17 protein-coding genes and 1 tRNA gene are annotated in these 24,137 nt (G+C 53.2%); 11 read left to right on the top strand and 7 right to left on the bottom strand.

The window, feature by feature from the left end:
* The first annotated feature begins 99 nt into the window (after positions 1-99).
* Positions 100-1,872: a gamma-glutamyltransferase gene (ggt, locus tag SAMA_RS08165; protein ID WP_011759681.1), complete on the top strand. Its 1,773-nt coding sequence runs from the start codon at positions 100-102 to the stop codon at positions 1,870-1,872.
* A 100-nt stretch (positions 1,873-1,972) separates the two neighbouring features.
* Here the strand turns inward: ggt and SAMA_RS08160 are convergent, their stop codons facing one another.
* Complete coding sequence (locus tag SAMA_RS08160; protein WP_041409735.1) at positions 1,973-3,529, bottom strand: dipeptidase; 1,557 nt, start codon at positions 3,527-3,529, stop codon at positions 1,973-1,975.
* Between the two features lie 299 nt (positions 3,530-3,828).
* On the opposite strand from SAMA_RS08160, the gene SAMA_RS08155 reads away from it, so the two are divergent.
* From SAMA_RS08155 to SAMA_RS08145, 3 genes are all read left to right on the top strand, one after another.
* Entirely contained in the window at positions 3,829-6,021 is a 2,193-nt protein-coding gene (locus SAMA_RS08155) for a M3 family metallopeptidase (protein ID WP_011759679.1), read from the top strand.
* Positions 6,022-6,288: 267 nt separating this feature from the next.
* A complete protein-coding gene (locus SAMA_RS08150) occupies positions 6,289-8,343 on the top strand; it encodes a bifunctional 2',3'-cyclic-nucleotide 2'-phosphodiesterase/3'-nucleotidase (protein WP_041409734.1) in 2,055 nt (684 codons plus the stop codon).
* Positions 8,344-8,842: 499 nt separating this feature from the next.
* Positions 8,843-9,346: a GNAT family N-acetyltransferase gene (locus SAMA_RS08145; protein ID WP_011759677.1), complete on the top strand. Its 504-nt coding sequence runs from the start codon at positions 8,843-8,845 to the stop codon at positions 9,344-9,346.
* 347 nt (positions 9,347-9,693) lie between these two features.
* On the opposite strand, the gene tnpA is transcribed toward SAMA_RS08145, so the two are convergent.
* The 3 genes from tnpA to SAMA_RS08130 all read right to left on the bottom strand — a co-directional run bounded on the left by tnpA (position 9,694) and on the right by SAMA_RS08130 (position 12,078).
* Positions 9,694-10,140 (bottom strand): IS200/IS605-like element ISSham1 family transposase, encoded by a 447-nt coding sequence (gene tnpA / locus SAMA_RS08140; RefSeq protein ID WP_011759676.1) that lies wholly within the window; start codon positions 10,138-10,140, stop codon positions 9,694-9,696.
* Positions 10,141-10,310: 170 nt separating this feature from the next.
* On the bottom strand, positions 10,311-11,156 hold the full coding sequence (locus tag SAMA_RS08135; protein WP_408640223.1) for a M23 family metallopeptidase: 846 nt from the start codon (positions 11,154-11,156) through the stop codon (positions 10,311-10,313).
* A 37-nt stretch (positions 11,157-11,193) separates the two neighbouring features.
* On the bottom strand, positions 11,194-12,078 hold the full coding sequence (locus SAMA_RS08130) for a 6-carboxytetrahydropterin synthase (protein WP_011759674.1): 885 nt from the start codon (positions 12,076-12,078) through the stop codon (positions 11,194-11,196).
* A gap of 283 nt (positions 12,079-12,361) precedes the next feature.
* On the opposite strand from SAMA_RS08130, the gene SAMA_RS08125 reads away from it, so the two are divergent.
* The gene (locus tag SAMA_RS08125) at positions 12,362-13,075 is read left to right on the top strand and encodes a DUF4336 domain-containing protein (RefSeq protein WP_011759673.1); all 714 of its coding nucleotides are present in this window, start codon (positions 12,362-12,364) and stop codon (positions 13,073-13,075) included.
* A 175-nt stretch (positions 13,076-13,250) separates the two neighbouring features.
* Here the strand turns inward: SAMA_RS08125 and yejK are convergent, their stop codons facing one another.
* Positions 13,251-14,279 carry a nucleoid-associated protein YejK gene (yejK, locus tag SAMA_RS08120; protein ID WP_011759672.1) on the bottom strand — a complete coding sequence of 343 codons (1,029 nt, stop codon included), beginning with the start codon at positions 14,277-14,279 and terminating at the stop codon, positions 13,251-13,253.
* Positions 14,280-14,356: 77 nt separating this feature from the next.
* On the opposite strand from yejK, the gene SAMA_RS08115 reads away from it, so the two are divergent.
* From SAMA_RS08115 to SAMA_RS08100, 4 genes are all read left to right on the top strand, one after another.
* The gene (locus tag SAMA_RS08115) at positions 14,357-14,575 is read left to right on the top strand and encodes a YejL family protein (protein WP_011759671.1); all 219 of its coding nucleotides are present in this window, start codon (positions 14,357-14,359) and stop codon (positions 14,573-14,575) included.
* Between the two features lie 76 nt (positions 14,576-14,651).
* Complete coding sequence (locus SAMA_RS08110; protein WP_011759670.1) at positions 14,652-16,436, top strand: DUF3413 domain-containing protein; 1,785 nt, start codon at positions 14,652-14,654, stop codon at positions 16,434-16,436.
* A gap of 161 nt (positions 16,437-16,597) precedes the next feature.
* Positions 16,598-16,674, top strand: a tRNA-Pro gene (locus tag SAMA_RS08105).
* 1,170 nt (positions 16,675-17,844) lie between these two features.
* On the top strand, positions 17,845-20,034 hold the full coding sequence (locus SAMA_RS08100) for a diguanylate cyclase (RefSeq protein ID WP_011759669.1): 2,190 nt from the start codon (positions 17,845-17,847) through the stop codon (positions 20,032-20,034).
* A gap of 98 nt (positions 20,035-20,132) precedes the next feature.
* Here SAMA_RS08100 and SAMA_RS08095 read toward each other — a convergent pair whose 3' ends face one another.
* Positions 20,133-21,614, bottom strand: coding sequence for an alpha/beta hydrolase (locus SAMA_RS08095; protein WP_011759668.1), 1,482 nt, complete (start codon positions 21,612-21,614; stop codon positions 20,133-20,135).
* Positions 21,615-21,667: 53 nt separating this feature from the next.
* Positions 21,668-22,498: an ammonia-dependent NAD(+) synthetase gene (nadE, locus tag SAMA_RS08090; protein WP_011759667.1), complete on the bottom strand. Its 831-nt coding sequence runs from the start codon at positions 22,496-22,498 to the stop codon at positions 21,668-21,670.
* Between the two features lie 109 nt (positions 22,499-22,607).
* On the opposite strand from nadE, the gene SAMA_RS19595 reads away from it, so the two are divergent.
* Together SAMA_RS19595 and SAMA_RS08080 are read left to right on the top strand one after the other, a co-directional pair.
* Complete coding sequence (locus SAMA_RS19595; RefSeq protein WP_011759666.1) at positions 22,608-23,435, top strand: AraC family transcriptional regulator; 828 nt, start codon at positions 22,608-22,610, stop codon at positions 23,433-23,435.
* Between the two features lie 3 nt (positions 23,436-23,438).
* Positions 23,439-24,122 carry a LysE family translocator gene (locus tag SAMA_RS08080; RefSeq protein WP_011759665.1) on the top strand — a complete coding sequence of 228 codons (684 nt, stop codon included), beginning with the start codon at positions 23,439-23,441 and terminating at the stop codon, positions 24,120-24,122.
* Positions 24,123-24,137: the final 15 nt, after the last annotated feature.

Below are 24,137 nucleotides of genomic sequence, written 5' to 3'. Positions count from 1 at the left end.
GACAAAAACCGTTGCAAAGCCAAACCGCAGCAGGCACAGTGACAACTTCATAAAATGTAAAAAATACAACACAAAGAACACGTTTTTGGGGGATCCAACATGAAACCACGGCCCGGTGCCTTTACCTTAAAAGGGCTGACACTCGCCCTTGCCATCGCCCTGCCCTTTGCAGCGACATTTACCGCAGAGGCCAAACTGCCCACCAAGCCCACCTTGGATGACAGTGCCATCTTCAGTGAAATGGCCACCGCCCAGCCAATATTTGGCAAGTACGGTATGGTCTCAAGTCAGGAAGCGCTGGCCACCCGCATCGGCGTGGATATCCTCAAAAAAGGCGGCAATGCCGTGGATGCGGCTGTTGCCGTAGGTTTTGCCCTGGCGGTAACCCTCCCCCGGGCCGGCAATCTCGGCGGCGGCGGTTTTATGCTGGTGCATCTGGCCAAAGACAATAAAACCATCGCCATCGATTACCGTGAAACGGCTCCAAAAGCCTCAAAACGCGATATGTTCCTCGATGAAGCCGGCAATGCCGTGGATGAGTTGAGCCGCAGCCATGGGCTTGCTGTGGGCGTACCCGGCACAGTAATGGGCATGGAACTGGCACTGAAAAAATACGGCACCATGAGCCTTTCGGAGGTTATTGCCCCTGCGATACAGCTCGCCCAAGACGGTGTGGAAGTCACCGCCGAGCTGGCGAGCTCCTTGGCAGGACTGCAAAACTGGATTGCCAGATGGCCCACTTCTGCAGAGGTTTTTTACCCCAACGAGGGGCAAAACCTAACAGTGGGTCAGCGTCTGGTACAAAAAGATTTGGCCGAGAGCTTAAAACGCATCAGCAAGGCCGGTAGCAAAGGCTTTTATGAAGGAGAAACCGCCGAAAAACTGGTGGCTGCGGTACAGGAGGCCGGTGGCATCATGACCCTGGACGACCTAAAAGCCTACAAGGTGATGGAGCGCGAGCCGGTGCGTGGCAATTACCGAGGGCTGGAAGTCGTCTCCATGCCACCGCCAAGCTCAGGTGGCATTCACATCATTCAAATGCTCAATGTGCTTGAGCACTTCCCCATGGGCGAGCTTGGCCATAACAGTGCCCAAAGCATTCACTTTATGGCCGAAACCATGAAGCGCGCCTATGCCGATCGCAGTGAGTATCTGGGCGACCCTGACTTTGTGAACGTGCCGGTCCAGGCGCTGACCAGCAAGGCCTATGGCGATGCGATTGCCAAGACCATAGCGGCCAATAAGGCGACCCCGTCCGATGACATCAAACCCGGAAAACTTGCCCCCTATGAGAGCGACCAGACTACCCACTATTCGGTGGTCGATAAATGGGGCAATGCGGTATCGAACACCTATACCCTGAACTTCAGCTACGGCTCAGGCATGGTAGCCAGGGGTACCGGCATCCTCCTCAACAACGAGATGGATGATTTTGCCGCCAAACCCGGCAGTCCCAATGGTTACGGATTGCTCGGTGGCGATGCCAATGCGGTTGAACCACAAAAGCGGCCGCTGTCATCCATGAGCCCCACCATAGTGATGAAAGACGGCAAGCCCTTTATCGTTACAGGCAGCCCCGGTGGTTCACGTATCATCAATACTGTGCTGCAAATCATTATGAACGTGGTGGATTACGACCTGAACATCGCCGAGGCCAGCATTGCGCCGCGGATTCATCATCAGTGGTATCCCGATGAAATCCGCACCGAGCGCAGCCTGAATGTGGATACCCGGCGTCTGCTTGAATCCATGGGCCACAAGGTCAACGTCAAACATGCCATGGGCTCGACCCAGTCAATTGTGGTGACTGAAGAAGGCATCTATGGCGCCTCAGACACACGTCAAAGCGCCAGCGAAACCCTGGGTTACTGACGTACGTTAAAACACGCGGACTGAAGCGCGTTGAATCGCACCTTTAATAAAAAAGCGCCTTTGAGGCGCTTTTTTACTTCCTGAAAACCGGCAGGCTGTATTACTCGCGCATCGCCAACTCCACCAGCGCGGCTGTGTACATTTCCAGGTTCAGCTTAAGCTGATCCCTGGTGATAAATTCGTACTCGCTGTGCCCCGTGTACTCCATCCCGGGCATGGCTGGGCCAAAGCTTAAGGCATTGGGGAAGAGTTTGGCATTGGTCGAGCCACCAATGGCGATGGGTTTGGGGCCCGCTGTGTTGGTGTAATGGCCAAACACCCCAAGCAGCGTCTCCAGATGGGGAGCATCGTCAATCAGCATGGGAGTGCCCCAGTAAGTCTCTATATCAGCCACCTGGGTCCCCCTGGCATCCTGCCAGCCATGAATCGCTGCAATCGCCAGCTTATCCAGCGCTTCAGGGGTGCGCCCCACCGGACGGCGCAGATTAAGGGTCACGTCTGTCCCCTCTTTACCCTCGGTGATAAGAGTAGGTGCCAGTGTCATGGGCCCCATAAACTCATCGCTGTAGCCAAGCTTGCCAAAGCGCTCTCCATAAAGCCCTGTGCCCACCAGCGAATGTAAAAAATCCACCGTCACCGCTGCCGTGGTCATGGGCCACTCGGGGATGCCGCCATCTGCGGTGGGTGAGAGAAGCTCGGCGAGGTAAGCCACGGCATTGATGCCATCTTCCGGTGTGGACGAATGTGCCGCCTTGCCCGTGGCATGGATTGTGAGCCCTTGCGGCTCATCAATGAAGTCAGTCTTGATAGGCAACGTCTTGGCTCGGGCTTTGAGCGCGGCTACCAGTTCAGGATTGGTGTTTTGAATCACGGCGCTGGCCTGCTGGGGAATTTGGCTGGCAAAGCTGCCGCCAGAGAAATATGTTAGCACCGGCGTATCTGCGCCCACTTTCACCATGACGCGGGGCAGGCTGAGCTTGATTTGACTCCACCCCTTCTCCCCCGTCACCACGGGATACTCGGCATCCAGGGTGATATTGATATCGGCAGGCTCATATGTTTTCAAAAAGTCCTTCAAGGGCTCCCAGTCCGACTCTTCAGCCATGTAGACCAGCAGCTCGATGCGCCGCTTAAGCACAATACCGCTGTCTTTGATGGCTTTCATGGCATAAAGCGCCGTAGCGATAGGCCCTTTGTCATCTTCCGCGCCGCGGCCTACCAACCTGCCATCGGCCGTTTCGGTCAATTCATAGGGGCTTTGGGGCCACAGACTGGGGTCGGCAGGCTGCACATCACCGTGGGTGATCACCCCAACCTTTTTCACATCTGTCCCGGCGCCTTCCGGGGACAGGCTTATCAGCATCACGTAGCCGTTGTCCTCCACATCAAGCCCCAGCATCCGGGCTTTTACCCCGAGTGCCCGCTTAAAATCGGCAAACACAGGATCGGTATCCGGCGTCAGGCCGTCACGGGCACGGGTATCGTAGCCGACCAGGGTTTTCAAGGTATCGATTTGAGCCTGCTGGAAATGCGACGCCGCATACGCGGCCACTCTTTGGGCATCCGGTGAAGGCGCTGCGGCCCAGCCGGGGATAGTGAGCAATAAGGGAATAAGGGCGGACAGACGGCTGAGAGTAAAGGGATTGGCAGGTTTCATTGTCATGTTCATTGTCGGCATTGATGGTTTTTGGTTTTAAAAAAGGAGCCACGCGGCTCGCCCCGCCAACGGCGTAGATGGCTCAGTGTGCCACACCCAAGGCACAGGAATTAACCATTTACTCATGGTTTGTTACAACAAATTTGCCGAGGGTCTTGGCGACCAGAAGCTGACATGTTACACAAGGGGCTGACGCCCGATGGCGGCCGCCTGAAACGGTAATATCTTACTGCTTAGGCGCAAAATTCAAACATACAGCACGCCGCCATCTCACACACACTCGATACAGGAAACGATCCATGAAGGGACAAACCCTCAAGCCGCTTGTTGTGGCCATGACGCTGGCTCTGGGCCTCACGGCCTGCGGCAACGACGAAAACAAACAGACCGAGGTCGCCAATACGCCTGCTACCGTCGTTGAAGCCACCACCGGGGGTTCTGAGCAGGCAGCCATTACCGCAGTCAACCCCTTCTTCGAACCCTACAATACCTATCAGGACATCCCGGCCTTCGAGAAAATCGAAGAGGCGCATTACCTGCCTGCCTATGAAGAGGGCATCAAGCGTCAACAGGCTGAAATTCAGGCGATTATCGACAATCCCGACGCGCCCTCTTTCGCCAACACCATCGAAGCCATGGAGCAAAGCGGCAAACTCATCAAACGCGTCTCTGCGGTGTTTTATAACCTGACCTCCGCCGACACCACCCCCGGCCTGCAGGCAATCTCCAAGGAAGTATCGCCCATGCTGTCGTCCGCCAGAGACGATATCTTCCTCAACGACAAGCTGTTTGCCCGGGTAAAAGCCGTGTATGAGCAGCGTGAAACCCTTGGGCTGAATACTGCCCAAAGTCGCCTTCTGGAAGACACCTACAAGGCCTTCAGCCGCGGCGGTGCCAACCTTGATGAGGCCGGCAAAGCCAAGCTGCGTGAGCTGAACGAAAAAATTGGCAAGTTGAGTCTGGAGTTTGGTGACAATGTCCTCGCCGAAACCAACAGTTTTGAACTGGTGGTGGAAAACAAAGACGATTTATCCGGTCTGCCACAGAGTGTGATTGATGTGGCTGCCGCTACCGCCAAGAGCCGTGGTAAAGAAGGCAAATGGGTGTTCACCACCTCACGCCCATCCATCACGCCGTTTTTGACCTACGCCGACAACCGCGAACTGCGCCAGCAGCTGTACACAGCCTATGTTGAGCGCGCCAATCACAACGATGCCCGCGACAACAAAAAGGCGCTGGCCGAAATTGCCGCCCTGCGCGCCGAGCGTGCACAGCTTCTGGGGTATAAAACCCACGCCCACTACGTGCTGGAAGAAAACACGGCGAAAAACCCGGACAACGTTTACGCCCTGCTGGATAAGGTATGGCCTGCTGCCATCAATCAGGCCAAGTCTGAAGTAGCAGAGATGCAAAAGCTGATTGATGCTGAAGGTGGTAACTTCAAGCTGGCGCCATGGGACTGGGATTACTACGCCGACAAAATCCGCGTCGCCAAGTACAGCTTTAACGAACAGGATACCCGCCCCTACTTCTCACTCGATGCCACCATCGAAGGCGTGTTCTATACCGCCAACCGACTGTTTGGCCTCACATTTAAAGAACGTAATGACCTGCCCAAGTACCATGAAGATGTGCGTACCTGGGAAGTGTTCGATAAAGACGGTAAGCTGCTGGCCATTTTCCTTGGCGACTACTACGTCCGCGACTCCAAGCGTGGCGGCGCCTGGATGAACGCTTACCGCTCACAGAGCGGCCTGGGTGATGAGCGTGTGGTGCCTATTATCGTTAACGTGCTCAACTACCCGCGCCCAACCGCGTCTGAACCTTCGCTGCTGACCTTCGATGAAGCCAGCACCCTGTTCCACGAGTTTGGCCATGCCCTGCACGGTATGCTGTCGAATGTTGAGTACGAGGCTCAATCAGGCACCTCGGTACCAAGGGACTATGTGGAGTTTCCATCCCAGGTGACCGAAAACTGGATGACTCAGCCAGATGTGCTGGCTCAGTTTGCCAAACACTACAAAACCGGTGAAGTCATCCCCGATGAACTGGTCAAGAAAATCCAGGCCGCCAGTAAGTTCAATCAGGGCTTTGCCACCGTTGAATACCTTGCCGCCACCAAGTTGGACCTCGACTGGCACACCCTTGAGACCAGCGAAGTGCAGGATGCCGCCGCTTTCGAAGCCGCCAGCCTCAAAAAGATGGGCCTGATTGACGAAATTGCGCCGCGTTACCGCTCAACCTACTTCAGCCATATCTTCTCCGGTGGTTACTCAGCCGGTTACTATGGCTACATCTGGGCCGATATCCTCGGCGCGGATGCTTTTGAGGCCTTCCGCGAAAAGGGCATCTTCAACCAGGATACCGCCAACGCATTTCGCGCCACTGTACTGTCTCAGGGCGGCAGCGAAGATCCGATGAAGCTGTACCGCGAATTCCGTGGCAAGGAAGCCAGCATCGAGCCACTGCTCAAGAGCCGCGGCCTGCTGTAATGGCAGTTGTTTGAATCTCATACTAAAAGCGCCCTCCGGGGCGCTTTTTTATTCACCGCTGATTGCGCCAAGCCCATCGTTATATGTTCAGAAAACCGGCACCCGTGAGACAAGACACAATTTGATACGCCCTTTCTACGCTTCGGTCACATTTTTGCAAGCTCTAGAGCTGATACTCTTCCCGACCCCAACGCCGTTGCGCTGGGTTGGATGATGGAGCGTGCCCACAGAGGCGCGCCCGGGGTTAACATTTCAAGAGATACGGATATGAATCAAAAACATCTGTTGGCGGTAACCATTGCCGCTGCATTGGGCGTCAGCGCCTGCGGCTCTGATAATAACGACGTGGAAAAAGAGGTGCTGGTAGACCTGCGGGTGATGGAGACCACGGATCTGCACACCAACATCATGGACTTCAACTACTACAGCGGCAAAGAAGATCCAACCATAGGCCTGGCCCGCACCGCCAGCCTTATCAAGGCTGCCGCCCATGAAGCCCCCAACCACGTACTGGTAGACAACGGCGACCTGCTGCAGGGCAGCCCCATGGGCGACTATATGGCTAAAATCGGCATTGCCGAAGGCGCCGTGCACCCGGCTTACAAGGCTATGAATCTGCTGGGATACAGCGTGGGTAACATCGGCAACCATGAATTTAACTATGGCCTGGATTTCCTCGAAAAATCCCTGGCCGGTGCCGAGTTCCCGTACATCAACGCCAACGTCTACTGCGCCGACGATAACGGCTGCTGGAAAGGCATCAAAAAGGGCGAGCACCTGTTCACCCCTTACCTGATTGAAGAAAAAGAAGTTATCGACCAAAACGGCGATAAACACGTCATTAAAATCGGCTATATCGGCTTTGTACCACCGCAAATCATGCTGTGGGACAAACAAAACCTCACCGGCAAGGTTGAGCCTGCTGACATCCTTGAAACAGCGCAAAAGTACGTGCCTGAAATGAAAGCCAAAGGGGCCGATATTATTATCGCTATTCCTCACTCAGGTATTGGCTCGGTGGAAAACCCGGGCGATCCCATGGCTGAAAACGCCACCTATGCCCTCACCCGCGTAGAGGGCATCAATGCCATCATGTTTGGCCACAGCCACTCCATCTTCCCGGATGCACGTTACAGTGACCTGCCCAATACCGACGTTGAAAAAGGCCTGCTGAACGGCGTGGCCGCCGTAATGCCCGGCCGCTGGGGCGATAACCTTGGTGTGGTCGACTTCAAACTGGCCCGCAAAGACGGCAAGTGGGCAGTGCTCGATGTAAAGACTGAAGCACGCCCCATCTATGACGGTGCCAACAAGGCGCCACTGGTGGATGCCGACAAAGACATCCACGATGCCGTGGAGCTTGAGCATCAGGGCACCCTCGCCTTTGTGGATGAACCCATTGGTGTGGCCGCCGCCGACATGTACAGCTTCCTCACCCTGGTGCAGGACGACCCAACGGTGCAAATCGTGTCTGATGCGCAAATTGCCAACGTGAAGGCCAAGCTGCCCTCATCTCTCGCGCACTTACCGGTTATTTCGGCCTCGGCCCCCTTCAAGGCCGGTGGCCGCCACGGTACTACCTCAGATGCCGACCAGTACGTGCAGGTGGACAAGGGCGCGTTAACCTTTAAAAATGCCGCCGACCTTTACCTCTACCCCAACACCATGGTGGCGGTAAAAGCGACAGGCGCCGAGCTGAAAGACTGGCTCGAGTGCTCAGCCAATCAGTTCAACCAAATTGACCCAAACAAGAGCGAGCCGCAGTTCCTCATCAACTGGGCAGGTCACCCTACCTACAACTTCGATGTGCTGGACGGCATGACCTACAAGATTGACGTCACCCAACCGAGCAAGTTCGACCGTGACTGCAAAGTGGTGAATGAAAACGCCAATCGTATTGTGGATCTGGCCTTTAAAGACAGCGATGGCAAGGTATACAGTGGCGAAGAGCTGCTGACCAAAGAGTTCATTGTTGCCTCCAACAACTACCGCGCCTTCGGTGGCAAGTTTGCCGGTACCGGCAGTGACCACGTGGTGCTGGAGCTGCCAGATACCAACCGTGAAGCACTGGCTGCCTACATCACCGCCGAGTCAAAATACAATGAAACCACCGGCAAGTACGACGGCATGGTTAACCCTACCGCCGACTACAACTGGGATTTTGTGACCATCAATAGCGCTGTGACGCTGGATGTGCGTTTCGAAACCCAGGACAGCGGCAAGGCCGATGCCTTTATCGAGCAAAACAAACAGCGCCCCATGACCAAGGTCGGCAAAGACGAGCTGGGTTATGCTGTGTATCGTATCGACCTGACCAAGTAATCACTGTCTGCAAATGCCAGTGACCCGTTAAAAAGGCGCCCCCCGGCGCCTTTTTTTACCCTCTCAGCGGGTGAGCAGCGGATAAACATGCCTTTCCCAGGGAGTAAACTCCCCTCAACTGAAGCGGGTTATACCTCTCATGCCTCTTGCACTTAATGAGGTAAATAAGCTGCACATAGAGGCAAACCGCCAACGCCATAAGCTGCATCAAAGTGATTGGTTTTGAGAAACGTCCAGCCCAAAGCGCTTAAGTCAGTTACTCTGGCTGCGTACCTCAATTTCCCGGCGAACCATGCCCAACTCAGGACTCTGGCCCCATCCATCACTCTGACCCAATTCTGGTATAAGGGCACTTGCGGGAGCCGATGCAAAGCGATGCAAAACGATGCAAAACGATGCAAAACGATGCAAAGCCAGCGTGGCTCAATCATAATCGGTCATAATCGATTATCATCCGGTTTTTGCAGGGTGATTATCTACATCCAATCAGGCAGTTAACATGACAATATCCTTTGAGACTCAAAGACTGAGCGTGATTGAAATCACCAATGGCGTTGCTTGGTCTGAACGCTCCGACTTACTGGAGCGAGTGCCCGCAATTTTAACCCCGGCAGTAGTTGAAAATCTTCCCCCCTACTTCCACGGCGTCGCATCTCCCGGTTCGGCAAGTATGTGGCTTGAACGTACGTTGCGAGACAGCCGGTTACTCCAGATCAACGCCCAAACGCGCGAAATAATAGGTTTCCTCTTTATCCACGTAGAGAACGAACACCATGCCCACATCGGCTATTTGCTGGCACAGGAGTATTGGGGCAAAGGCCTGGCCACTGAATTACTGCAGGGATTCATTCGCGCAGCGGCCAACAAAGAGTCATGGTTAACCCTTGTTGGCGGCGTTGAGCAGACCAATACGGCATCAGCAAAATTGCTTGAAAAGTTGGGCTTTACCGCCCAATCCCAGGGTGAAAACAGCCAGGTATTTTATGAGTATCGGCTCTCTTAACGGATGTCGGAACAAGTCGGTCAGCAGCGAGCCGTGCTACAGCCCTTGGCTTGATCCACAGTAAAGGTGTCAGACAAGTTAAGAGCAGATGATGAGCATAAAGCATTCTGGTTCTTGCCTTTTCGGCGAAGTGCGATATGAAATTGATGGAGACTGGCCTTTTATTGTTGTTTTTAAAGCAATTTAGCTGGTGTTTATGCAAGGCAAAGTCCGTGCTTTGTATCGACTCTACATCAACGGATGCAGACACAGCAGTAAGGTCAACAGCCGCCATCTATTCAGTTAAGTAAAAATCCACCTGCATAGCAGGTGGCTTTGACACGGCCCCCTAAAAGGGGGCTTAAAAACTAACCTTCTAGCCCCAATGCTATCTGCCGTTTCTCTTCTTCTTTGGCTGTCTTTTCTTGGTGCCGTACATATCTGCGGATTATCTCTTCATTCGCTCCTACCGAGTCAACAAAATAGCGTCTTTGCCAAAAGTGATTCCCCCAGAGCTTTTGCTTTCTCAAATACGGAAATTTCGCAAACATTCTGATTGCCGTTCTTCCTTTTACAAAACCCATTAAGTCCGACACGCTTAGACTCGGTGGAGTTCTGACTACTAGATGAACATGATCTTCCTGCACATTCAGTTCTACGACTCTGCATTTCTTCATGTTGCAGTAAACATAGATACTTCGATAAAGCTCTTTGCCAAGATTACCTTTTAGGATTTTGTACCTGTACTTCGGTGTCCAAACGAGGTGATACTGACAGCGATAGAACACGTGAGACGCGGATTCATATCTGCTCATGCTACTTACTCCTTGATTTGCTGGTAACAAACCGAGGGAGTATTTAGCATGGGCATTCTACGGGCAAAGCCCCACTAGAACGATCACCACCTCCATAGGAGGTGGTTTTAGAGTGACAATAAAAAACGCCGCAACTCATTTGCGGCGTTTTTTTATCGCATCGATAACCTTTACTGTTTACCCGCCCTGTCGGGGTCCTTCCTGGCCAGCACCTCTTTCATGGATGGCACCAGACTAGCCGGATCGAGGCGCATCTGATACCAGTTGAGGCGCCAATCAAGGTGCGGGCCATTGGCACGTCCGGTGGCACCGACTTCGGCAATCTTGTCGCCCTGCTTTACCCTGTCCCCCACATTCAAGTAAAGCTTGGACAAATGCAGGAAGCTCGAGCTTACGCCATAGCCATGGTCGATAATCAGGGTGCCGCCTGAGTAGAACATGTCCGGTACCGCCAGCGTCACCACACCATCTGCGGGCGCCACCACCACAGTGCCGGTTTTGGCCGCCACGTCCACCCCAAAGTGCGGATTACCGGGCACGCCATTGTAGACCCGCTGACTGCCATAGCCCCCCGAGATACGGCCGGTTAAAGGCCAGATAAAAGGCTTGGCAAAGGCGGTGATATCCGAGTCAGTCGCCCGCGCGGCCTTGGTCATGGCGCTGTCTTTGGCTGCGCGCTCCTGCGCCTTGGGGTCGGGCTTCATGATCTTTTGGCTGATCCCATTTACTTCAGAAATCCGGTATTCCCGTTTGGCGAAGGTCAGCGGCCTGAACTCCGTGAGTCCATCGGGATATACGACATCGAGCGTTTGCTTAAGCTCGCCTTCACGCTCAATTCCAAAGGCGAAATCGCCCTCTGGGGTCACTCTCAACGGCTTGCCGTTCAAACTGACATTGCTGCCTGCGGGCACCTTACCACGAATAAGCGAGCCCTGCTCCATCTTGCCACTGAGCTCTATCTGCGCCATTGCGCCAGGGGTGAGTGTCAGTAAAAGGGCAGCAATCCAGGGCTTCATCATTCGGCACATCCTTTATCTTACTGGGTTAACTGGTTCAACTAGAGGCTATTTCAGCCGCGGCGATGGCACCTTTGCCAATGCCTTCGTAGGCAATGACTTTAAAGTGGCTGCCGGGCACCTTATCAGCGAGAGTCTTGGCCATAAAGTCGGCCAGCAGCTCTACCGTTGTATCGTGGGGAATGATGTCGCAAATCGCCCTGGGCATGGCAAGCTGGAAATCCCCCTGGGGCGCCTCGTAACGAAATCCTATGTGGGAGTTGTCATCGATGCGGCATTGGGCCGACAGCTCTAGCTCGGCCACGGGTACTACGTCTTCTTCGGTACCCAGGTAGATGTCTTTCCAGCGCTTGGCCCAGTAGGCATCCCAGTCGGGGGCACTTTCACCATTTTCGAATATCTGCACCGGGCTGCGATGGCCATGGGCGATACGCTGGCAATTGCCATCGTGCTTTTTAAGACCATGACTGTAATGGTAAAAGGGGCCACTCAGGGACTCGGTTCTGAGGGTAAGGTGAATACCATCGACGTTGTCCGGCAGCGCTTCACGCAGGGCCTTACGGAGGAAGGCATTCACGGCTTCAAAGTCGACATGTTCCGCAGGAATCAGCGCAAAAGCCTGACTTGGGCAGGCAAGATGTATGTTGCCAACGTCACTGTGGAAGTCCATCCATACTCTGTCGCCCTGCTGCTGCCAGCGTACATTGGATGAGGCCGTTGGGATAAGCAGCCGGTGGTCGGCCACTCTGTCGATGGTGTCTTTAATTGTGCGTTTTACCTTGGCAAAATCCAGCACCATGTTTTGACTGTCCAGTCCACCTTCGAGGACCACATCCACTATCCAGCTCTCTCCCACCATGCCGCGCTTGGCGCAAAGGTAGGAGAAATCGAGCACGGTTAAATCTTTAACAAAAAGTTGCATAACACTCCCGGGCAGAGAAACAGTCTGCCTTGATTAGCGGCCGGGCCGCAACATCACCTGACGGGCAAGAGCCGAAAGGCGGTCACTCAAATTGCAATTCTAAACAATTCATCCGCCCCCGGCGAGTCTCAATGGCTTGAACAGGGCTAAATTTACGCCGCTCGCCAACGGCTTGTACTTCTGCAGCATGCTAAGGCCACAGCTCGCACTATTCACCTATGCCCCTTCTACCCGGGTCGGCGTACAATCCCGATGGCTATCCCATGCAGTCAAAGGAGATGACATGAAAAGTTTCGGCGCCAACATTTTTGTGTTTGATGGTCCTGCGGTGTCCTTTTATGGCATGCCCTATACCACCCGCATGACCATAGTACGGCTTAAAAATGACAAGCTCTGGGTGCACTCCCCCATTGAGCTCAATGATGAGTTGGTCCGTCAAGTGAATGCACTGGGTGAAGTGGCCTATCTGATTGCCCCCAACAAACTGCATCATCTCTACATTGCCGCCTGGCAGACTCGCTGGCCAGAGGCCACGGCCTTTGCCGCCCCGGGCGTAGCCAATAAATGCCGCCATCTGCACTTTGATGCAGACCTCAATGACAAGGCACCTGCCGAGTGGCTAAGTGAAATCGATCAATGCATTTTTAAAGGATCGCCAGTGATGGAGGAAGCCGTGTTCTTTCACAAAAGCTCACGCACTCTCATTGTCACCGATTTGATTGAAAATTTCAGTCCGGGGCATTTCAATGCATGGCAGCGACCACTTGCCCGAATAACAGGCATTCTGGCGCCAAACGGTAAAACACCGCTGGATTGGCGCTTATCTTTTATGAATGGACGGCACAAGGCGAAAGAAGCGGTGGCGCAGTTTCGCCGCTGGCAGCCTGAACAGCTGATACTCGCCCACGGTGAATGCGTCAATCGGGACGCCATGGTCTTTATTGAGCGCTCGTTCAGTTGGGTCGGCCTTCAGCAAGCCGAAACAGCAGATGTATAGTGCCCAGCAACAGAACCGCCATGGGCAATACAGCAGATTTACTGCCAAGGTGCAGGTAATCTGAATTTAACTGCACGTAAAATGCGGGCAACAAGCAGCAAACAAGACGAACTGAGATCAGGCTAAGATAAAAAGGCGACCATCTGGGTCGCCTTTCTTTAGTGCCTTTTAGCGCTTATTCGCCCTTTAGGCGACGATGGAGCTGATCTTTCAGGTTGGCAGGTACACCTTTAATCAGCAGGGTGTCTGAGATGGGGTCATAAATCACCCGCTCGCCCAGATGATGACCATCGAAACTGATGGTAACACCGCCGCCGGTACCAGAGAATTTTTTAAGCTGCCTTAACGTAGACTTGTCTACCGGGAACTCTTCTTCCAGATCGTAGTTGCCTGTGGTGGCAAAATCATAAAACGAGTCCATGCCCGAGTCAGCCAGTTCATCGGCGAGATCTTTAATGTCTACTTCGGCACCTGCGTCGAAACGCTCAGAGCAATACTCGAACACCTTGTCGCGACAGGCCTGGCGCTCATCCTTGGTCAGCTCGCTTCCGGCCACAAAGTCTTCAACCGCAATCATCAGGCTCTTGTTTTGTGCCTTGGGATTAATGCCCTCGACACAGCCCATAAAGTCGAGGAAGAAATCTGCCACCTTGCGTCCGGCACGGCCGCGAATAAAGGAGATGTACTTACGGCTTTCTTTATCGGCCTGCCATTCGGTCAAATCGATGCGGGCGGCAAGCTGGATGTTGTTCAAGTCCAGATGATTCACCTGGGTCAGCTCCATGTCATCCAATACCGTCATGGAAGACTTGGCACTGAGCAGCGCGACGAACAAATAATCACTTGCCATATGGCTGTAGCATGCAAGCAGTAAAAAACCGCCCTGGCTGAAATCATATTTGCCGAGTTCATCCTGCAGCAACTTGCTGGCAACGCCAGTGAATTCAACGAAGCCAAGGCCACCATCGAGGTAGTCCTTCAGACAGTTTGCAAAGGCCGGGTTGGCTTCGCCGTCATTGCCATGGGTGCCAAAAAAGCCGAATCCCTTGCCTGATTTGCTGGTGTAAGACTGATGCAGCTCTTCCAGCATCAGCTCAACCGCCTGACTGTTCAGCAGTGGCTGTGGGCGAAGACGGCAGCTGAGCTGGCCCTCATGGGTTTGGGCGATTTCATGGATGATTGCCTGTTCTACTTTAATCGTCATACGCCTTGATAGTGATAGCCGTGGAAATCCGGTATTATATGCCGCTAACCCAATCCTTTGTGAAACATTTTTTGACTATGGCTATTCAATCTAAATACACCAATACCCAAGTGGAAACCCTGATTGCAGAAGTACTGGCCGTGCTGGAAAAACATCAGGCACCTACCGACCTTGGCCTGATGGTACTGGGCAACTGCGTCAGCCACCTGCTGGAAACCAAGGTGCCTGTTGCCAGCCGCGCCGCTGTGGCCGAGCAGTTTGCCAAGGCACTGAATCAGTCAGTGTCAAAAGCCTGATAAAGCTGGCACCCACACGGGAAAAGTGCTTAAGATACCAAGGTGTTAACCTGTCCCAAGTATAAGAGCGAACGGAATGGTTGAGAGGAAACAACAACTGGAGCGTGACAAGGTGTCACGACTGGTTAACTGGGGCCACTGGTTTGCCCTGTTCAATGGCTTTCTGGCACTGATTGTTGGCAGTCGTTATCTGGAAACCGTTGGTCTTCCCGAGACCCTGACCGGCTGGGGCTATCTCGCATTGGCGAGCATAGGCCAGTTTTCCTTTCTCGCCTTTTTACTCTATCTGCTGCTGATTTTTCCCGTCACCCTGCTGCTGCCCTACTCAAAAATTTTGAGGGGGCTGGCAGCTACTGTGGCCACACTGGGCCTGTGTATTCTGCTCTATGACACCATAGTGTACGACGATTACGGCGTGCACCTGTCACCCTTTGCCTTCGATGTGGCCTGGGCCGATTTGCCTTCACTGCTCAGCGGCACCTCCTACATAGTAACGCCCATAGGGATTTTGGCGCTTGAGCTGACAGCGGCCAATTTCCTGTGGAAACGCATTGTAAAAATTGAAAAATGGCGCATCGGTGGCAAAGTAGCGGCGGTATTGGGCAGCTGTTTTATCGCCAGTCATCTGGTGCACATTTGGGCCGACGCCGCCAAGGTGAAAGACATCACCCGCTACGATGATGCTTATCCACTGTTTTATCCGGCTACGGCAAAAAGCTTTATGGAGTCACACGGGCTGGATTCCGCTGGCGGGCTCTCCAAACTCGGTGAGCAGCAGCAACTGGGTTATTCGCTTGATGCCTTAAGCTGTAAACCTCAAAACAAGCCCAATGTGCTGATTGTGGCCGTCGATGCCCTCAGGGCCGATATGCTTAATCCGCAAACCATGCCATTTTTGAGCAACTACGGCACTGATAATCAACTCTTTGATAAACATTTAAGCGGTGGCAATCAGTTCCAAAGCGGCATGTTCTCCCTGTTTTATGGTCTTCAGGGCAGTTACATGGCAGCACCCGACTTCCAAACCATATCACCTTTGTTAACTCAGGGGTTTGTCACCTCGGGCTACGCCCTCAAGCGCTTTGGCCCTGCCTCAAATGAAATCAACCCACGTCCACTGGCACTCTTTAACGACTTCGACGCCGCCCTGATGGATGACAGTGAATCCCGTGCGCTGGCCGATATTCAAAGCCGTGAAGCCTTTGAGGAATGGCGCAAGCAACAAACGTCGCCCTGGTTTGCTCTGGTGAATCTGGGCGCGCCGGAAACTTACGACACCCCGGTGGGCTTTGCAGGTATTGAAACCATCAAGGCACCTCAGGGTATGGCACCGGCTCAGCGGGTGCTCTTCAGCCAATACCGTCAATCGCTGCATTTTATTGATAGCGAACTTAAAAGCCTTATCAATCATCTGCCTGCCGATACCCTGGTGATAATCACCGGAACCAGTGGCAAGGCCTTCACCAGCAATGAGGCGGAAGCCAGACGGGATTTGTCCCCCCAAAGCGTTCGCGTGCCTTTGATTATTCACTGGCCGGGCGGTGAGCAGGCCCAGGTTAACTACACCACCAGCCATCATGGTCTGGCCCCCACCCTGATGACTCGGGTGCTGGGCTGCACCAATCCCATTACAGACTACAGCGCAGGACGCCAACTGCTGATGCCAAGCGAGCAGCCCTGGGTGTATGTGGGTGATAACCGATTCTTCGCCATTTATCAGGATGATGAAATCACGGTAATCGACCGCCATGGCAAATACGATATCTACAGCAGTGATTTTAAAACCCGATTAAACAAAAAATTAAGTGCCCCGGATCTTATCCAGGTTATGCGTGAAGGCAGGCGACTTTATCACCAGTAAAACTGGCTTTTGCTCGGTAATTGATGACAAAACGACAGCGCAGGACACAAACTAAGCAGTCAAACCAAATAGTTGTCATCAAGGCTTGCACTGCTTGGCGGCTCTTGATAAAGTTCGCCTCGTTGAGACGGCATAGAACTGCGCAAGCCGCTCAAAACATTCGGTATGTAGCGCAGCCCGGTAGCGCACTGTCATGGGGTGTCAGGGGTCGGAGGTTCGAATCCTCTCATACCGACCAAATTCAACAAAAAAGCTCAGCAGCAATGCTGGGCTTTTTTGCTTTAGTGCTGCTCTCGACGTCATATTGAAACCAAAGCGGATGGGGTGTCAGCGGCCATCGGCCGAGTGTCGGACCATCGAATCCTCTCATACCGACCAAATTCAACAAAAAGGCTCAGCAGCAACGCTGGGCCTTTTTGTTTTAGTGCTGCTCTCGACGTCATATTGAAACCAAAGCGGATGGGGTGTCAGGGGCCATCGACCGAGTGTCGGACCATCGAATCCTCTCATACCGACCAAATTCAACAAAAAAGCTCAGCAGCAATGCTGGGCCTTTTTGTTTTAGTGCTGCTCTCGACGTCATATTGACACCAAAGCGGATGGGGTGTCAGGGGCCATCGGCCGAGTGTCGGACCATCGAATCCTCTCATACCGACCAAATTCAACAAAAAGGCTCAGCAGCAACGCTGGGCTTTTTTGCTTTAATGATGCTCTTGACGTCATATTGACACCAAAGCGGATGGGGTGTCAGGGGCCATCGGCCGAGTGTCGGACCATCGAATCCTCTCATACCGACCAAATTCAACAAAAAAGCTCAGCAGCAATGCTGGGCTTTTTTGCTTTAATGATGCTCTTGACGTCATATTGACACCAAAGCGGATGGGGTGTCAGGGGCCATCGGCCGAGTGTCGGACCATCGAATCCTCTCATACCGACCAAATTCAACAAAAAGGCTCAGCAGCAACGCTGGGCCTTTTTGTTTTAGTGCTGCTCTCGACGTCATATTGAAACCAAAGCGGATGGGGTGTCAGGGGCCATCGGCCGAATGTCGGACCATCGAATCCTCTCATACCGACCAAATTCAACAAAAAAGCTCAGCAGCAATGCTGGGCTTTTTTGCTTTAATGATGCTCTCGACATCATATTGAAACCAAAGCGAATGGGGTGTCAGGGGCCATCGGCCGAGTGTCGGACCATCGAATCCTCTCATACCGACCAAATTCAACAAAAAAGCTCAGCAGCAATGCTGGGCCTTTTTGCATTTAGCGTTCTCTCCAATTTAATCAGCATCCTATCTAACATCGATTTTAACCTCACTTTCATAGGTTTACGCTGCCAATGATTGTGAACAAAGCGTTAACACTCTAAAGTAAAGGCGATAATACAGGCGGATTTTGGAGAATCATTCTTGTCATATTTTTTTTCAGCATCGCCGCCACGCACTGCGATCATATTGGCTTTTTGCGGCTTCTTACTGAACCTATATCCGCTGCCCCTGTTTGCCAATGTACAGCTGATTTTGGGTAATGCTGCCTATGTGATTGCCGCGGTAGTATTGGGACCGCGCTATGCCGTCGCCGTGGCTCTGTCCTGCGCAGCAGGCTTGTTTATGATTTGGGGGACTACACATGTATTTGTCCTCTTCCCCCTCGAGGCCCTGGTGTTGGCCATGGCCACGAGACGCGGTATTTACTCCCTTTATGCCGGTGTGGGTTTCTGGCTGCTGATTGGTACCCCACTGTTTTACCTTTACGGCCTCACGTTAACTTCGTTGCCTGTAAGTCACCTGCCCTTCATCGCCTTTAAACAAGCAATCAACGGTTTGTTTTACATTGGTTTGGGCGCCGTGTTGCTGTTGATGTTACCTAAACTGACGCTGAGCGGTATCAGTCATCCGAAGACTCCAGAACGTTTCAGCGATAAGTTAACCTACAGCTTTACTCTGTTTATTTCTCTGGCAATGCTGATCGCCGCCCTGTTGTTCAATCAGTTTTTTATTGAGCGCCAGCAGCTGCTGATCAAAAAGAACCTCCAGAACAATGCGTTACATTTGTCGCAATTCACCTTCGATTACCTGCAGGAGCATCAGAGGGCCATCGCTCAGGGCGCCCAATGGCTGTCGATGATGGATGGCGGCTCGGAGAAACAGCAACATTGGCTCACTCTATTCAACCATGGTTACCCTGCTTTTTTAACCATGTTGATTGCCAATGAACGAGGCCATATCGTGGCCGCGAGCCCAGCCGCACGCATGATGGATGAAGCGATTAAAAAAGGTGAATACAGCGTGGCCGACCGCCACTACTTTAAGGAAGCCTTTTATAACCAGACTCCCTTTGTTTCGCCGGTATTTATGGGCCGGGGTTTTGGCAGCGACCCCATAGTCGCTGTCAGTGCCCCAATATACAGCCAAGGCCGTCCGAGCCATCCGTCAGGCATTCTGGAAGGCTCCCTTGATTTAAATCGATTTGTGCTTATCGACAAGCAAAACCGCCATCATTCAGAACAATACCTGCTGCTCACCGACGAAAACAACCGGGTGATTTATGCATCGGCGCCACTGAATATTACGGCACTGAGCGAGTTCGCGTCCGCCGAGAGTGGCCTTGAGTACCGCACCAGTTTGCAGTTGATTAACCTGCATGATTTAACCAATCCCAACCCCGAGTATATCTATGCTCAGGAGCCATTGGCGAATGGTTGGCGCCTCATGGTCTTAACGCCCTTCGCACCACTGATGCAAATGGCCGAAACACAGTTTTTACGCACCTGTATACTGCTCATTATCAGCATGGGATTCAGCTTCTATCTGGCCCGTTTGATAAGCCGGATGCTGACCAGCCCCCTTGAAACCATTGCCCATGAATTCAATAGTCCCGGTAAGCAATCCAAGCCACTGCCCGCCGATGCCCCGGCCGAAGTACAGACGCTCTATCAGAGCCTGAAAGCGAGTCAGCAGCAATTGCTGAGCTATCAGTTGGAGCTGGAAGAAAAGGTTGCCTTTCGCACCTTTGAACTTGAAAAAGCCAATCAGAAACTGCAGGCACTTGCCGAGCGCGACCCCCTGACGGGTTTATATAACCGGCGCTATACAACGGCAGGATTTGCACCTTTACAAGCCATGTGTGAGCGCAGTGGTGAAGCCATCGCGGTGGTGATCCTGGATCTCGATTTTTTTAAAGCCATCAATGATAATCACGGGCATCTGGCCGGGGATGAGTGTCTGCGTCAGGTAGCCATTCTGCTTACACAACACTTTAAACGGGATTCTGATCTGGTTGCCCGTTATGGCGGAGAAGAATTTTTACTGATCCTGCCAATGACCAATGCACTGAAGATTGAGCATCACCTCAACCTGCTGCGGGAGCAGTTGGCAAGGCATCCTGTGGTTCTGCCCGGCGCCCAAGAGCCCATTCACCTGTCTGTTTCGGTCGGCGCCGCGGTGGCCAATGCCAGCTTCTCCGACACTCTTGAAGCCTGGCTCAAAGTCGCCGATGATAACCTCTATCAGGCTAAAGCCGAGGGCCGTAATCGGGTGGTCTGTACCCTGATTAATGACGAAATACCGAGACAACAGGTCATGGACCATAAGCCATAGACCTGCTGATAACTAAAAGGCCACAGCGTCATGTGCTGTGGCCTTGTTACTGAACGTCCCAACTTATCCCGGTGATGTGGTCTTTCACAATCTCGCTGCTAAGGCGCTTTCCCTACTTCGCTCGACCGCAGAGGATCATTAAATAAATCATTGATTATTGATAACTGAAATTCGTAAAACGGATTCCATTTCTGGCGCAGCATCTCATCAGCGCTGACGGCAAAAATGCCTCGCTCACCCCGTGATGCCGCCGCACCTATCTGGATCCTGTCCTTGTGTGGCACTACGCCCTGGCCATAAAGGCTGTCGGACTTTGAAAATGGCAGCGCTACGTGGGATAGGGAGTACACGTTCATCGGCCAACTCTGCGACAGCGGTATCGCCTCTCCCTGGGGCACCAAAGGTTTAAACTCAACCGAGAGTGGATGACTGCCATCGACCAGGGTTCGGTTTTGTACCACACCGACTCTGACCTGCATACCTGGCGAGCGGTACAAACGCTCAAGCTCAGGTCTTGGGTCCCACTGGGTAAGCGGCTGATTTATTGGACTACGGTTAACATCGTATAACACCAACTGATGCCTGGACTCAGTTAATTTCAGATATAACGACTCAACCACGGCACGACTGGACACTGTGTCATCTGCCATTGATTGAAAGGTCAGTAGCGTTGGCAGCAAAGCCTTTTGACTGGGGCTTAACAATTGCAGTTGCCGCTGATTCTCCTGAGCCAGCCGATACACCACATCCCCCGCATTTACCGCAAACGACACGTACTTGAAGGGGTCGTACTCGCTCCCCAGCGCATTCCAGGCAAGCTTCTCCAGTCCAAGCCACTCACCAAGACGTGCCTGCCAATATGCGCCGCGCGCCACAGGCGCAAGCCCGATGGCAGGCGACAAAAAGACCATGGCCTCACTGTCTGGCGTCTTACCCGCCCCGATGCGCTCAAGTTCGTGATGCAGCGCCAACGCAGCACCGGTGGAAAATCCCACGATATACAGTGGCCGCTCACCAAGCACTGCTTTAAGGTGGCGTATCGCGATTGCGACGGCCGCACTCATATCCTGCCACTCCAGCCGCACTAACCCCGAGGGCAAGGTGCCATGGCCCGGCAATCGCAGACCCAATACATGTGCATTAGGTTTCAGATCTTCTGCGAGGTTCGATAAGGCATAAGGAGAGTCGGACATGCCATGAAGCAGTAGTACGCCATAATCGGCGTCGGCATTCGGCCACTCGTAGCTCCAGTTCCAATCCTGGGACCAATGGCTGGGCGCAGATAAACTCCCCTTTACATAACGGTTCACCGGCGAGTCCAACCCCGCTGTTTTGGCATAAATACGGGTGCCGATTTCCTGCTTGAGTGCCGCCTCAAGGGCCAGATATCCGGCAAAATCCCGTACCTCAGACTGACGGGTAAAGCGATGCTGTAAGTCTGTGGTATGCCATATATCCAAGTCAGGACGGCTATTGAGAAACCACACTCCAAATCCCAAGGCCGTAATACACACACCCAAAGTCCCGTAAACCACGGCAATTAAAAAGTGCTTTGACGTGCTCAGCAGTAAGGTTTTCATGGGCGGATTTCCTTATGCCAGAAAAAAAAGCCGGCAAACGCCGGCTTTTTTCATCAGTCGTAGATGGTAGGAATGGGCTGACGCTTGTGCTGGGTAGCCTTATAAATACCAATCAGCTTGTCTTCCGCCGACCTGGGCACCTCTTTACCTTCAAGAAAGTCGTCAATCTGGTCGTAGGTCAGTCCCAGTGCCACTTCGTCTTCCAGACCCGGACGATGGCATTCCAGATCAGCAGTGGGAGCCTTAACCACCAGCACATCAGGAGCGCCGAGATACCGTGCAATCTGTCTTACCTGACGCTTATTGAGGCCAAAGAGCGGTGCCAGATCGCAGGCACCATCACCCCACTTGGTATAAAAACCAGTGATGTTTTCGGCGCTGTGGTCAGTTCCCACCACCAGGCCGCCGGTGAGACCGGCGATTTCATACTGGGCAATCATGCGCATTCTGGCTTTGACGTTGCCTTTGACAAAATCCACCTTGCTGGCTTCAGGCAATTCAAGACCCGCAGCTTTAAACCCTGTCAGGGTTTCGGTGTGTATGCCATCGCTGCCGCTGCCTACGTTCACAGTGACCAGTTTGCTCGGCTGAATAAATTCACAGGCCATTTGCGCTTCGTGCTCATCTTTTTGCACCAGGTACGGTAAACGGACCGCGATAAAACGGTATTGCTGGCTGTCGGTTTCCTGGTTGAGCTCATTGACTGCCAGTTGACACAAACGACCGGCCACCGATGAGTCCACCCCGCCACTTATTCCCAACACCAGGGTTTTGCTGTGGGCTTCGCGCAGCTTGGCCTTGATAAAAGCTACCCGGCGCTGCACTTCAAAGTCTGGCGTAATGGCTTTGAGTACCCGCATTTCACGCAAAATTTGTCCTTTCACACTTCTCTCCGCTGTCGCAAACCAAGCCCGGCTCCGCTGCAATATTTTTCTAGCGCGCGGCCGGGACCGCCCCGTAAACTGGGGTAAATTGTTTCATATCAGGTGGCAGATGCAACAGGAAATTATTGATTTCAGGCAAAGTCAGTCGCTGGCAGGTGCTGAGCTCAGTCGCGCCTCTTATCAACGCTTTGACTTTGGTCGTCATGTCCATGAAGACCTGCACCTGGGCGCAGTTATCCGCGGGGCTCAGGCGTTCAATCACAAGGGTACCGGACACACCCTTTGCCGGGGGGATTTGTCGACCTTAAGCCCGGACGAATGCCACGATGGGATTGCGGCGACAGACACGGGCTATGAAGTGCTGGTGTTGTCCCTGCCCCAATGGCATCTGGACCGGTTTGCCGCAGAGCTTGGCATAAGCTTTGGTGGATTTTGTCAGCCAAAGCGTAAAGATATGGCGCTTTATCAGGCCTTTGTGTCCCTGCATCGGCTGCTTTATCAAGCCGAAAATCCCCTGTTGGAAGAAACCGCATTGCTGGACTTCTTTCAACGCCTGCTGGGACAATGCTCCAAGTCTGAAAAAGTCACCAACACAGGCACTGTCAAAGCCGGATTAAGCCGCGAAATTCGTCTTGCAAAATCACTGATGGCCGACACCCCAGAGCCGGTGACACTTGAGCTTCTCGGGGATGCAACAGGGCTCGGTCGCTACCGGTTACTACGCCATTTCAGGGCTCAAACCGGGCTCAGTCCCCATCAATGGCAACTAAGACTAAGGCTTGAGCGGGCCAAAAAAAGTCTGATGCAAAATGATGGTAATTCGCTGACCGACATTGCCCATCAGCATGGCTTCAGCGACCTTAGCCACTTTACTCGCCACTTTCGCATGGCCTTTTTAACGTCACCCAGCGCCTATCGTCGCGCTATCAGGAATTAACGGATGTTGGACTTTACCCTGCTTGGCAGCATTGCCGTCATTCATACCATCGCACTGGCAAGCCCGGGGCCGGACTTTGCCATTATGCTCAAGGTATCTCGCTATCAAACCCGCACGGTTGCCATCATGACCGCATTGGGCATTGCTGCGGCCATTTTGGCCCATACCCTTGCCAGCCTCACCGGCCTCAGCTTGCTTATCCACACTACCCCCTGGCTGTTTGGGACTGTGCAGGCGCTGGGCGCCAGTTACCTGGGATATATGGGGATGGGCGCGTTGATGTCGGTGCGAAAGCAATTTTTATTGCGAAGGGAGCTGCCATTTTCGGCGGAATCAACGCCAACGGATGTGCCACATAACCCAGACCCGGTGCTGAGCACAGCAAAGGGCTTTCGCCTGGGACTTTACACCAATTTATTGAATCCAAAGGCGTTGGTATTTTTCCTGACCTTGTTTTCTGCCATGGTGGGCCCCGACGTAAACGGCCCTACCCGCATCGCGTTGTTGGTGCTGATGTTTACCCTGTCCTTCGCCTGGTTTGGTCTGCTCGCCGTGCTGCTCACCAAAGGCAGCAGTCAACGCACGCTGGTGCGAATGGGGCCGATTATTGACCTGGTAACAGGAGTGCTCTTTTTGATGGTGAGCGTGGCCATTCTCTACGGACTGGCCACCGAATATTGGGGGTAACACGGCACAGCTGCT

Origin of the sequence: Shewanella amazonensis SB2B (assembly GCF_000015245.1) — a bacterium.
Taxonomy (GTDB): domain Bacteria; phylum Pseudomonadota; class Gammaproteobacteria; order Enterobacterales; family Shewanellaceae; genus Shewanella; species Shewanella amazonensis.
Note: the sequence above shows the minus strand (reverse complement) of the source record. Positions and strands in the feature narration are given on the sequence as shown.

Excerpts from the sequence above, each read along its gene's own strand:
- ggt (WP_011759681.1), top strand. The coding sequence starts at position 100 with ATGAAACCACGGCCCGGTGCCTTTACCTTAAAAGGGCTGACACTCGCC.
- SAMA_RS08080 (WP_011759665.1), top strand. The coding sequence starts at position 23,439 with ATGTTGGACTTTACCCTGCTTGGCAGCATTGCCGTCATTCATACCATC.
- SAMA_RS08155 (WP_011759679.1), top strand. The coding sequence starts at position 3,829 with ATGAAGGGACAAACCCTCAAGCCGCTTGTTGTGGCCATGACGCTGGCT.
- yejK (WP_011759672.1), bottom strand. The coding sequence starts at position 14,279 with ATGACGATTAAAGTAGAACAGGCAATCATCCATGAAATCGCCCAAACC.
- tnpA (WP_011759676.1), bottom strand. The coding sequence starts at position 10,140 with ATGAGCAGATATGAATCCGCGTCTCACGTGTTCTATCGCTGTCAGTAT.
- SAMA_RS08160 (WP_041409735.1), bottom strand. The coding sequence starts at position 3,529 with ATGAAACCTGCCAATCCCTTTACTCTCAGCCGTCTGTCCGCCCTTATT.
- SAMA_RS08150 (WP_041409734.1), top strand. The coding sequence starts at position 6,289 with ATGAATCAAAAACATCTGTTGGCGGTAACCATTGCCGCTGCATTGGGC.
- SAMA_RS08110 (WP_011759670.1), top strand. The coding sequence starts at position 14,652 with ATGGTTGAGAGGAAACAACAACTGGAGCGTGACAAGGTGTCACGACTG.
- SAMA_RS08145 (WP_011759677.1), top strand. The coding sequence starts at position 8,843 with ATGACAATATCCTTTGAGACTCAAAGACTGAGCGTGATTGAAATCACC.
- SAMA_RS08125 (WP_011759673.1), top strand. The coding sequence starts at position 12,362 with ATGAAAAGTTTCGGCGCCAACATTTTTGTGTTTGATGGTCCTGCGGTG.
- SAMA_RS08095 (WP_011759668.1), bottom strand. The coding sequence starts at position 21,614 with ATGAAAACCTTACTGCTGAGCACGTCAAAGCACTTTTTAATTGCCGTG.
- SAMA_RS08115 (WP_011759671.1), top strand. The coding sequence starts at position 14,357 with ATGGCTATTCAATCTAAATACACCAATACCCAAGTGGAAACCCTGATT.
- SAMA_RS19595 (WP_011759666.1), top strand. The coding sequence starts at position 22,608 with ATGCAACAGGAAATTATTGATTTCAGGCAAAGTCAGTCGCTGGCAGGT.
- SAMA_RS08135 (WP_408640223.1), bottom strand. The coding sequence starts at position 11,156 with ATGAAGCCCTGGATTGCTGCCCTTTTACTGACACTCACCCCTGGCGCA.
- SAMA_RS08130 (WP_011759674.1), bottom strand. The coding sequence starts at position 12,078 with ATGCAACTTTTTGTTAAAGATTTAACCGTGCTCGATTTCTCCTACCTT.